General features: G+C 54.0%; 10 protein-coding genes, 1 tRNA gene and 1 pseudogene. 5 read left to right on the plus strand and 7 right to left on the minus strand.

The features are described 5' to 3' along the window. A pseudogene (locus AC06ND_RS01135) lies at positions 1 to 377 on the plus strand (glycoside hydrolase family 27 protein); the annotation flags it as partial. 22 nt (positions 378 to 399) lie between these two features. Here AC06ND_RS01135 and AC06ND_RS01140 read toward each other — a convergent pair. Both AC06ND_RS01140 and AC06ND_RS01145 read right to left on the minus strand, forming a co-directional pair. Next, positions 400 to 1,689, minus strand: coding sequence for a S28 family serine protease (locus tag AC06ND_RS01140; protein ID WP_475677160.1), 1,290 nt, complete (start codon positions 1,687 to 1,689; stop codon positions 400 to 402). A gap of 80 nt (positions 1,690 to 1,769) precedes the next feature. Beyond that, positions 1,770 to 1,856, minus strand: a tRNA-Ser gene (locus AC06ND_RS01145). Between the two features lie 95 nt (positions 1,857 to 1,951). Between AC06ND_RS01145 and AC06ND_RS01150 the strand changes: the two genes are divergently transcribed. Both AC06ND_RS01150 and floA read left to right on the plus strand, forming a co-directional pair. Beyond that, entirely contained in the window at positions 1,952 to 2,434 is a 483-nt protein-coding gene (locus AC06ND_RS01150) for an NfeD family protein (protein WP_475677161.1), read from the plus strand. A 24-nt stretch (positions 2,435 to 2,458) separates the two neighbouring features. Further along, a complete protein-coding gene (floA, locus tag AC06ND_RS01155; RefSeq protein WP_475677169.1) occupies positions 2,459 to 3,403 on the plus strand; it encodes a flotillin-like protein FloA in 945 nt (314 codons plus the stop codon). A gap of 77 nt (positions 3,404 to 3,480) precedes the next feature. On the opposite strand, the gene AC06ND_RS01160 is transcribed toward floA, so the two are convergent. From AC06ND_RS01160 to AC06ND_RS01180, 5 genes are all read right to left on the minus strand, one after another. Beyond that, positions 3,481 to 4,338: a hypothetical protein gene (locus tag AC06ND_RS01160; protein ID WP_475677162.1), complete on the minus strand. Its 858-nt coding sequence runs from the start codon at positions 4,336 to 4,338 to the stop codon at positions 3,481 to 3,483. 102 nt (positions 4,339 to 4,440) lie between these two features. Further along, positions 4,441 to 4,785 carry a preprotein translocase subunit SecG gene (gene secG / locus AC06ND_RS01165; RefSeq protein ID WP_475677163.1) on the minus strand — a complete coding sequence of 115 codons (345 nt, stop codon included), beginning with the start codon at positions 4,783 to 4,785 and terminating at the stop codon, positions 4,441 to 4,443. Positions 4,786 to 4,791: 6 nt separating this feature from the next. Next, on the minus strand, positions 4,792 to 5,388 hold the full coding sequence (locus AC06ND_RS01170; RefSeq protein WP_475677164.1) for a hypothetical protein: 597 nt from the start codon (positions 5,386 to 5,388) through the stop codon (positions 4,792 to 4,794). A gap of 1 nt (position 5,389) precedes the next feature. Beyond that, positions 5,390 to 5,914 (minus strand): LptE family protein, encoded by a 525-nt coding sequence (locus AC06ND_RS01175; RefSeq protein WP_475677165.1) that lies wholly within the window; start codon positions 5,912 to 5,914, stop codon positions 5,390 to 5,392. Continuing rightward, a complete protein-coding gene (locus AC06ND_RS01180) occupies positions 5,911 to 7,128 on the minus strand; it encodes a sigma-54 interaction domain-containing protein (RefSeq protein WP_475677166.1) in 1,218 nt (405 codons plus the stop codon). The genes AC06ND_RS01175 and AC06ND_RS01180 overlap by 4 nt, the downstream gene beginning before the upstream one ends. Before the next feature lie 122 nt (positions 7,129 to 7,250). Here AC06ND_RS01180 and AC06ND_RS01185 point away from each other — a divergent pair, with 122 nt between their 5' ends. Then, the gene (locus AC06ND_RS01185) at positions 7,251 to 8,885 is read left to right on the plus strand and encodes a tetratricopeptide repeat protein (protein ID WP_475677167.1); all 1,635 of its coding nucleotides are present in this window, start codon (positions 7,251 to 7,253) and stop codon (positions 8,883 to 8,885) included. Positions 8,886 to 9,071: 186 nt separating this feature from the next. After that, positions 9,072 to 11,123 carry an ATP-dependent Clp protease ATP-binding subunit gene (locus AC06ND_RS01190; RefSeq protein ID WP_475677168.1) on the plus strand — a complete coding sequence of 684 codons (2,052 nt, stop codon included), beginning with the start codon at positions 9,072 to 9,074 and terminating at the stop codon, positions 11,121 to 11,123. Positions 11,124 to 11,225 lie beyond the last annotated feature (102 nt).

Here is an 11,225-nt window from a genome sequence, read left to right on the forward strand (position 1 = left end):
GTAACGACCTTCGCAAGATGGACAAGGAGACCATCGAGATTCTCACGAACAAGGAGGTGATTGCCGTGAACCAGGACCCGAAGGGCGTCCAGGGTATCAAGTTCATGGATATGGGCGACCATCAGATCTGGGCCAAGCCGCTCGAGAACGGTGAGATCGCCGTGGCTTTCCTCAACAGAGGTGAGCTCGACTGGAAGATCGACTATGACTGGAAGTGGCAGACAATGTACTTTGCCAATGACGTCAACATCAGAAAATATGAATACAACATCCGAGACCTCTGGAAGCACAAGGACATCGGCACCACCGCGAAGAATCTCAAAGCGACGGTACCGTCCCATGGCGTACTGATGGTAAGGCTCTCTAAGGTTGAATAATATTCTTATGCATAGCGTGCCGTTATTCTGCAAGCCATTTCTCGAGAGTTCCGATGATTTCCTTGCGGATAGGCTCCTCGAAGCTGTTGATGCGGGTAGAGTGACTTCCGCGCTCCTTGACATAGATCTTGAGGTTCTCCTTCTTGCTGGTGTCGAGCCACTCGCATACGCCTGATGCGCTCCAAGGGTCGATGCCGCCGTAGATGTAGATCATCTTAGGGTCGTTCTTCTTGAGGAACTTCACCACGTGCTTGTAGAGGGTCTTGTCGAACTTGATCTTCTGCTCGTCGCCTCCGAGCATCACGCGGCGAAGGTAGTCCTTATGGTCCTTGACTGAAGTGAGACCCTTGAACGGAGTGATGTCGTAACCGTAGTATCCGATCTCGCGCGCAGCCTGCACGTTGAATGAATAGTATGGAGTCTGCACGGCGAAATAGTCAGGCTCGTTCTTTCCGATGAGATAGTCGCTGAGGGTCTTGTCATCTGAGTCGAGGGCAGGAATCTCGTCCACGGACGATCCCCACTGCCACATTGCGAAAGGATACTCTGCCACGCAGAGGTCGAAGATCTCATCGATAGGAACTCTGAACTCGTATTTCTTCTCCTCGCAGTGCTTCCTGAACATAGGTACGAGGGTATCCCTTCTCTTGAGAATCTCTCTCTGGAATGCCTCGATCTTGGCTCTTTCCTCAGGAGTTCCTACGAGCTTCGCGAGGAAGATCTCATGCCTTCCGTCCTCGAGGGCTTTGTTGAGGGGTGCCACGTATGGAACAGACATGTCCACGTCGTCAGGATAGTATGATCTGTAGAACATGGTGGTCTGGCCGCCTTTGCTGATGCCGGTAGAAATCCACTTGCCCTTGTAGAGCTGTCCGAAGGTCTCGCGCACGTTGTGGAGGTCGGCGAGAGAATTGGCTACGGTGAGCTGGTCCCAGTCGCAAGGATCAGGGAAGGACTCTCCGAAGTAGCGGTACTCCACGAAGACGATGTTGGTCTTGAACAGCTGTGCGAGCTCGTCCATGTAGCGAGGGTTGAGCGCATAGCTAGCCCAGTATCCTTCAGTGACGAGGACGGTTGGTCGGTCGAAACCCGCATGGCAGACGATGACCCTCTGCTCGAAGGTTCCCTTGTTCTGCTTCTTCTGGTCCACCTGCTGGGTGATGGTGACCACATATTTCTCCGGGAAGAGCTCTGTCTCGAGCTGCTGTACGCTGGTGATGCCTGGAAGGGCCTTGAGTCTTGGTGCAAGTTCCTGCGCGTTCATCGCGACCGCGATGAGGACCGCAAGGAAGAAAGTGCTTAATCTTTTCATGAGTATGGGTTTTACTTCTGCAAAGATACTAAGAGTTGAATAACCAAAAAAGCCCTACAGTAATCTGCAGGGCTTTTTCGCGGTGAGGACGAGATTCGAACTCGTGGTACGGTTACCCGTACGGCAGTTTAGCAAACTGCTGGTTTCAGCCACTCACCCACCTCACCAGTAGGTCCCGAGCTGAAGCCTGTCGGCCAAACGGGAATGCAAATATAGAAAAGTTTTTATTAAATTTGTGTGTTGCGCTTAAAAAAGTAAAAAAATGGGCAATCTGACATTTATAATCCTGCTCATGATCGCAGGAATACTCTTTCTTCTGGCGGAGCTTCTGATCGTTCCCGGAGTCGGTCTGGCTGGCGTGTTCGGACTTGCCTCGATGGCAGGAGCCGCGTATTTCGCGTTCGTCCAGATGGGTCCTACCGTCGGTGCGATAGTGACGGCGATAGAGATTGCGGTGGTGATCGCAGTCACTGTATATGCGCTTCGCGAGAAGACATGGCAGAGACTTGCGCTCAAGACCAATATCGAGTCCAAGATTTCCGACGCGAGCGTCGAGGTGAGGATAGGACAGACAGGTAAGACTGAGACCCGCCTCGCCCCTATGGGCACTGCACGCTTCGACGGTGTCGCGATTGAGGTGAAGGCCATGCAGGGCATCATCGATGCCGGTACCGAGGTCGAGATCACCCTCATCGAGGACAAGAAGATATACGTCAAGCCTCTCGAAGATCAAGCAAATAACTAAAGACTAAACGATATGGATCCATTCATGTTCATCGTGTGGGCCGGCATTGGAGTGGTCGGCCTCCTCATCCTCCTCTGGTTCTTCCCAGTGGCACTCTGGTTCCAGGCTCTCATCTCTGGAGTCCGCATCTCTCTCGTCCAGCTCGTCCTCATGAGGTGGAGAGGAGTCTCTCCTAACGTCATCGTGATGGCGATGGTGACTGGCACCAAGGCCGGTCTCAACCTCAAGGCCAACGAGCTAGAAGCTCACTACCTCGCCAAGGGACATGTCCCAAAGGTCATCAATGCGCTCATCTCTGCGGACAAGGCCAACATCCCTCTTGACTTCAAGATGGCTGCGGCAATCGACCTCGCCGGTCGTGACGTGTTCGAGGCCGTACAGATGTCCGTGAATCCTAAGGTCATCAACACTCCTCCTGTCACCGCTGTGGCCAAGGATGGTATCCAGCTTGTGGCGAAGGCCCGCGTGACCGTGCGCGCCAACATCAAGCAACTCGTCGGAGGTGCCGGAGAAGAGACCGTTCTCGCCCGCGTCGGTGAGGGTATCGTGTCCAGCATCGGTTCCGCAGGAAGCCATAAGGAAGTGCTCGAGAACCCTGACTCCATCTCCAAGGTGGTGCTCAGCAAGGGTCTTGACGCAGGTACCGCGTTCGAGATTCTCTCGATCGACATCGCGGACATCGACGTCGGAAAGAACATCGGTGCAGTTCTCCAGATGGATCAGGCTGAGGCTGACAAGAACATCGCCCAGGCTCGTGCAGAGGAGCGCCGCGCAATGGCTGTCGCCCTCGAGCAGGAGAACAAGGCGAAGGCCCAGGAGGCCCGCGCAAAGGTGATCGAGGCTGAGGCTGAGGTTCCGCTCGCGATGGCAGAGGCTTTCCGCAACGGCAATCTCGGCATCATGGACTACTACAAGATGAAGAACGTACAGGCGGACACCGCGATGCGCGACTCTATCTCAAAGCAGTAAACGTCCCACGCAATCCAATAAAAAAGTCCCGCAGAACATTCTCTGCGGGACTTTTTCAGTATATGTCGCTCTATATCCTAGTCGTGGGTGTAGAGGTTGACCTTCTTGTGCATGCTGACCTGCTCGTCGGTCTCAGGGAAGTACTGAGCGAGGAAAGCGTAGAAGCGAGGGTCATAGGCCTTGAGGTCCTCACGGGTGTTCACCCAGTTGTGCTTGCCGTCTGGCTTCTCGACCTCGGCGTTCACGTTGAACCAGTCCTGAACGCCCTCTGCCCAATACTCTTCGATGTTTGAGCCCATGTAGGTGCCCTTGTACTTACCCTCTGCGAGAGCCTGGTCAAGGAGTGAGTGGAGCTGGTCGTTGATCTCAGGATGGGCCTGTACCATACCGATGAGGTGGATTGAGTGTGCGAACTCATGCATCATGATGTCCTCTGCGTGGTACTTGTCGATCTGGTATGCGAGAATGTTCTCCTCTGCGCAGGTAGAGAGCGGAAGCTCGAGGTCGCCGCCGAGACCGCGTGCGCGAACGTCCCAGTTGAGGGTGGTGTCCCTCACGAGCATTGCATGCTCAGGAATATCGGTGGTTCCTTCGTACCTTGCCATGATGCCGACGCGGGTATTGACCTTCACCATTGCTGCGAGGACATCCTCAGGAAGGAAGCTGGTCATTGCGTAGAGCACCTTGTGTGCCTGTACGAAGCATGAATCAGGAACTCTCCAACCTGACATGAGGTGGATTCCGTTTACGTTAGAGTACTTCTTGTAGAAGTCTGAGAGGCCGAGCTCTTCCTTGAGTTCTGCAGGTACTGCGGTGATGACGCACTCAGGATACTCGATGCTGGACTTTGCGGGTGCTTCAGCCTGCTTTGGCGCCTGGTTGCAGCCAACGAGGAGAGCGGCGGCTGCGAGGACTGATACGAGGATACGTTTCATTTTTGTATTGTAATTGTGATTTTAGTTTACATGATGGATGGATAAAAGAAAAACCGTTCCATCGAGGGAACGGCTTCATTCTTTTCCATTCGGTACCGTTGATTACTCAGCGTCGCCAGGGTTCTCCATCGGAAGCGGAGTAGCCTGGAAGTCAGGTGCGGCAGGAAGCTCGGTGTTGATGACCTGATCGGTAACGTCAACGTCAGCCTTCTTTGAGCTGCCAGCGGTGAATGCTGAAGCGATTGAAAGGACGAGGATGATAGCCACGAGCCACCAGGTGATCTTCTCGAGGAGGTCGGCGGTCTGACGTACACCGAAAGTCTGGTTGCCGGCTGCGAAGTTGCTTGCGAGTCCGCCACCCTTACCGTTCTGGAGCAATACGACGATTGTGAGGAGTACTGCTGCGATGAGTACGAGTACTGTCAGAATGATAAACAATGCATTCATGATATATTACAAATTTTGATTTTCTAAGTTCAATTTTTCAATAAGGGCTGCAAAGTAAACATTTTTTTCCGGATATGCCAAAATTAGTTTGGAATATATGTCCTTCGCCTGCTCCGGATATCCCTGTTCAGCATATATTTGCGCCAATGTCTCGGTGCAGAATTCGAACTCCGGACCCGGCCCGTCCTGAGCCTGCGGAACGCCCTGCCCCTTGCCGGCGACAGCATATCCGGCGAAGATGTTGTCGTCCGTCCGGCGCACCTTCTCGTACTCGGCCTGGCTGAAGTAGTCTCCGCCTGCGACGATGACCCTCGGCTTGCTGACCTCCTGCTTTACCGGTTCCGGCTTCATGCAGCGGTCGAGTATCTCAGCGATGTTCTTGTCCGAGCAGTCCTCGCCCTGTACCTTTCTCAGCAGGCTTGCGAGCACCTTTCTGTCGCTAAGGTACATTGCCGCCTCGTTGTATTGGCTCACGCCCCAGTCGCCCATGGTGCAGAGTCTCTCGCAGAGCTCTTTCCTGGCGATGCTGAACCATGGGTAGATATTCACCACTCCAACGAGCTCCTGGAGGTTGAGCTTCTTTATGTCGATATAGCCTTCCATTCTACCAGTTTGCGACAGATGCATTGAAAATGTCCTCGACGAGCTTGTCTATGATCTCTTCGCAGAGGGTGGATTCCACTGCGTCGAGAGAATTCGTGGCGTCGAAGTCGGCATAGGCGGAGAATGACTTCTCGAAGTCGTCCTCCGGGTATTTCCTGTTCATGAAGGTGACCTTCGCGGTGACGGTGAGCCTGTTCTGTGCTGCGACTTCGTTGGAAGTCACCGATGATGCCTTGACGTCGTAGCTCGTGATTTCTCCGGAGAGTTCGAGGTCTCCGTCGATCTCAACCTCCTCAAGCTTCGTGAGCTTCTTGAACTTGTCCTTCATCGCCTCGGTGATATCGTTGCTCAGCGACGGATTCACCCTGAGGGCCTTGTACTCGAAATAGTTGATGGTAACGGTCTTCACGTCCGCCTGGATAGAAGTTCCGGTGAATGAGTATCTGACGAAACTGCAAGAACGGACGATCATGGCCGCCGTGATGATGGCCGCCGCAACTGCGATATATCTCAGGATTCCTTTCATGCCTGCTTACCCTCCATTGCCTTGATCTTTCTGTAGAGCGTCCTCTCGGAGATTCCGAGCGCCTTCGCCGCATCCTTGCGGCTGCCGTACTTTTCGAGCGCCTTCCTGATGAGGTCGTCGTTCACGTCATGCAGGGAGAGCGGAAGCACGTCAGACTCCGTTTCTGGTCCGTCGAATACCTGCTCGTCAGGAGCGAGAACCTCTTCTTCCCACTGCGGAAGGCTTTCCGGCCTGTGCGGGCGCTGAGGAGACTGAGCTCCGTTGCCATAGACGGCCTCCTTGAGATTGTCCACATCCTGCTTGAGCTGGTAGAGTGCCTTGATGAGCATCTCCTTCTCGTCCTGGGTGAAGCTTTCTCCTTCGCTGGTTCTTCCGGAAACTGCCGGAAGAGCGTTCGGTGCGTCCTTCGGGATATACTTAGAGAGCGTGAACGCATCTATCTCGACGCGCTCGGTGCCAGGAGTCATCTTCACGGACTCGAGTGCGGATACGGTCTCGGCCACGTTCTTGAGCTGGCGTATGTTGCCTGGCCAGCGGTAGCTCTTGAGGAGGTTCACGGCATCCTCGCTGAGTCGAATGTTGGCACGGGTGTACTTGTATGAGAAATCGGACGCGAACTTCCTGAACAGGAGGTGGATGTCCTCTTTCCTCTCGCGGAGTGCCGGCATTATGATAGGTACGGCACAGAGCCTATAGTAGAGATCCTCGCGGAACTTTCCCTTCGAAACGGCATACATCAGGTTCACGTTGGTCGCGGCGACAACGCGCACGTCGGTCTTGAGGACCTTGGACGAACCTACCCTGATGAACTCGCCGGACTGGAGCACGCGCAGGAGCTTTGCCTGTGAGGATAGTGGAAGTTCTCCGATCTCGTCAAGGAAAAGCGTTCCTCCGTTCGCCTCTTCGAAATATCCCCGGCGCATCTCGGTGGCTCCGGTGAATGATCCTTTCTCGTGTCCGAAGAGCTCTGAGTCTATGGTTCCCTCCGGGATGGCTCCGCAGTTCACTGCGAAATACTTGCCTGTCTTCCTGAGGCTGTGCTGGTGTATTATGTTCGGGATGTTTTCCTTTCCTACTCCGCTCTCTCCGCTGATGAGTACAGGGAGGTCGGTCGGCGCGACTGCGACGGCAATCTCCAGCGCCCTGTTGAGTGCCGGATCGTTACCGATGATGTCGAATCGGTTCTTGAGTGATATGAGTTCTTTTTCAGTCATGCTCCGCAAAGTTATAATAATTCGGACAATTGGTAAAATTATATTATATTTGCGTCGCGGGCGCAGTCTATTTGCGCGCGCACCTGACCGGAACTTAGAATAAACCATTTTATTAAACGCACATGAAAAAGAATTTTAAAGTTTTCGCTGCTGCCGTTCTCGGTATCTTCTCAGTGGCTTGTAGCTCACTCGACAAGATGGCAGAGATGGCAGAGAACGTGAATGTTACCTGCAACCCTGCAGTTCTTGAGGTCGTAGCTGGTGCCATAGAGGCAGACGTTACCGTTACCTATCCTGCAGAGTACTTCAACAAGAAGGCTATCGTAGAGGTTACTCCAGTAATCGTTTTCGACGGTGGTGAGGCTAAGGCCGCTTCTTACACTTTCCAGGGTGAGAAGGTTGAGGACAACTACGAGGTTTGCTCTTATGACGGTGGTACTGTCACCAAGCACATCCGTATTCCTTATCAGGAGGGTATGGAGAACTGCCACCTCGAGCTTCGCGGTGTCGCTTCAAACAGGACCCAGGAGATCGAGCTTCCTTCAAAGAAGGTTGCTGACGGTGCAAACACTACTTACATGCTCGTATGCAAGGGTGGCGTAGCAGAGCTCAAGGCTGACGGTTATCAGGAGGTCATCCCTATGACTGCTGAGGGCCAGATCCTTTACTCTATCAACAGCTCAGACGTTGCTAGCAAGGAGCTCAACAGCGCTTCAATCAAGAACTTCCAGGACGCAGTGAACGAGATCAACGCTAACGAGCGCAAGACCCTCGTTGGTACTGAGGTCGTTGCTTACGCTTCTCCAGACGGTGGTGCTGACCTCAACAGCAAGCTCTCAGGCAACCGTGCAAAGTCAGCTGAGAAGGCTTGGGGTAAGGTTACCAAGAAGCTCGACGTTGCTGATCCTACCGTATCAAGCGTTGGTCAGGACTGGGAAGGCTTCCAGGAGCTCGTAGCTGCTTCTAACATCGAGGACAAGGACCTCATCATCCGCGTTCTCTCTATGTACAGCGACGCTGCAGTTCGTGAGCAGGAGATCAAGAACATGTCTGCAGTCTACACAACCCTCGCCAAGGAGGTTCTTCCAGAGCTCCGTCGCGCCAGGTTCATCGCAAACGTAGAGTATCAGAACTACACTTCTGAGGAGCTCAACAAGCTCGTTGACGAGAACATCGACGTTCTTGACGAGCCTGCTCTCCTCCGCGCTGCAACTCTCGCAGAGAAGTCAAAGGATAAGCTCGCTATCTACGACAAGGCTATCTCTAAGTACAACAGCAAGACCGCTCAGTACAACAAGGCTGTCGTTTACGTAAACGATGGTGACTACGCTAAGGCTGAGGACGCTATCAAGGGCCTCGCTGAGGATGCTGACGTTCTCAACATCAAGGGTATCATCGCTCTCAACAAGGGTGACCTCAACGGTGCTGGCCAGGCATTCAACGCTGCAGGTACCGACGCTGCTATGCAGAACCTCGCAGTTGCTGAGATCCTCAACGGTATGTATCCATCTGCTGCTTCTCGCCTCGCTGGCAAGGAAGGCTGCAACGCTGCTCTCGCACAGATCCTCGTAGGCAACCTCGCTGCTGCTGAGAAGGCTCTCACCTGCAACTGCCCTAAGTCTAACTACCTCCGCGCTATCATCGCTGCTCGTCAGGGTAAGGCTGAGGCTGTGAAGACCAACCTCGAGAAGGCTAAGGAGAGCAAGGAGCTTGCTCGCCGCGCTGAGAACGACATCGAGTTCGCACAGTACAGGTAATCGACTCTGTTCCGCAGTTTTTGCGGTTGAAATAGAAGGCTGATCCTCAAGGGTCAGCCTTTTTCTGTTACCGCCCTATGTTCGCAGGACCACCACACGGCGACTGACAAAATGGCAGAAAATTGGCATTGGACTCTCTTTTGCCCTAGAAGAGCCGAACCTGCACTTGAGCAGGTGAGTATTATTATGCAGAACAAATATGAGAATCTTGAAAAGTTTGCGGTGAACCTCAATGAAAGAGCGAGGGCAGGCAAGCTGGATCCGGTCATCGGAAGGGATGACGAGATCCGAAGGGTCCTTCAGATCCTTAGCCGAAGGACCAAGAACAACCCGATTCTCGTCGGAGAGCCGGGTGTGGGAAAGACGGCGATTTCAGAGGGAATCGCGCAGAAGATCGTGGACGGACTGGTTCCTGAAAATCTGAAATCCAAGACCATCTACTCGCTGGATCTCGGCGCACTCATCGCAGGCGCCAAGTATCAGGGCGAATTCGAAGAGCGACTCAAGGGAGTCGTGAAGGAAGTTGTGGACAGTGAGGGTGAGATCATCCTCTTCATCGATGAGATTCATACTCTCGTAGGTGCAGGACGCACCAGTGGCGCGATGGACGCCTCTAATATATTGAAGCCAGCGCTCGCGCGCGGAGAATTGCGCACCATAGGATCGACTACCCTCGACGAATATCAGAAGTATTTCGAGGAGGATAAGGCTCTCGAGAGACGTTTCCAGATGGTCATCGTGGACGAACCGTCATCGGCCGAGTCAATCTCTATCATGCGTGGACTCAAGGAGAAGTATGAGAACCACCACAAGGTGCGTATCGAAGATGACGCGCTCATCGCAGCGGTGGAACTTTCCAGCAGGTATATCACCAACCGTTATCTTCCGGACAAGGCTATCGACCTTGTCGACGAGGCTGCATCGAAGCTCCGACTCGAGATGAATTCAGTTCCTGAACCTATCGACGAGCTCAACTCTAGGATACGTCAGCTCGAGATCGAGCGCGAGGCCATCAAGCGCGAGGGCGTGTCCCTCAAGATGGAGAAGATCGAGGCCGAGCTCAAGGAGCTGGGTGAGCAGAAGGATGTGCTGATGAAGAAGTGGAAGGAGGAGAAGGATATCGTTGAGGGACTCCAGAATGCGCGCCAGCAGATGGAGGACTATCGAATCCAGGCCCACAACGCCGAGGTTGCAGGAGACTACGGAAAGGTTGCGGAGATCCGCTACGGCAAGATGCAGGAGGCCCAGAAGACCATCGATGAGCTCAGCGACAGGCAGGCCCATATCGAGAATCCTATCATCACCGAGGCTGTCACTCCGGAGGATATCGCGGAGGTCGTCGCAAAGTGGACAGGTATTCCTGTGAACAAGATGCTTGAGAGCGAGAAGGACAAGCTCCTCAGGATGGAGGAGGAACTCCACAAGAGGGTGATTGGCCAGGACAAGGCCATCCAGGCCGTATCTGACGCGGTAAGGCGTTCACGTGCCGGACTCCAGAACGAGAAGCGTCCTATCGGTTCGTTCCTTTTCCTCGGTACCACCGGTGTCGGCAAGACCGAGCTTGCGAAGGCGCTCGCGGAGTTCCTTTTCAATGACGAGAACATGATCACTCGTATCGATATGAGCGAGTACCAGGAGAGGCACAGCGTGAGCCGTCTCGTGGGAGCGCCTCCGGGATATGTCGGATACGATGAGGGTGGTCAGCTTACCGAGGCCGTAAGGCGCAAGCCATATTCAGTGATCTTGCTTGACGAGATCGAGAAGGCCCATCCTGACGTTTTCAACATCCTTCTTCAGGTGCTTGACGACGGTAGGCTCACCGACAACAAGGGCCGTACTGCGGACTTCAAGAACACGATACTGATCATGACCTCAAACCTTAAGGAGGAGGAGCTGAGGATGGCCATGAGGCCTGAGTTCCTCAACCGTATCGACGAGATCGTCACCTTCAGTCAGCTCACCAAGCAGGACATCAAGGATATTCTCCGTCTCCAGGAGGCCATCCTTGCCCGCAAGATGGAGGAGAAGGGTGTCAGGATCGTATTCACCGACGGTTTCGACGAGTACATGAGCGACAAGGGCTACGAGCCTGAGTTCGGTGCACGTCCTGTCAAGAGGGTGCTTCAGCGTGAGCTCATCAACCAGCTTGCGACCGCAATCCTCGAGGGCACGGTGCGACGCGATACCGATATCATCGTCGACAATGTCGGCGGCCGTATCGAAATCCGTAATGCGTAGAGATGCCCCGATGCCATGGGGCCAAGTGGGACGTCTCGCTCGCGAGACCCCTCCCAAGGGCCCCTCCCTCTTACGATGCCGAGGGTGGCACGGTCCCTTTGG

This window comes from Candidatus Cryptobacteroides sp., assembly GCF_056207615.1.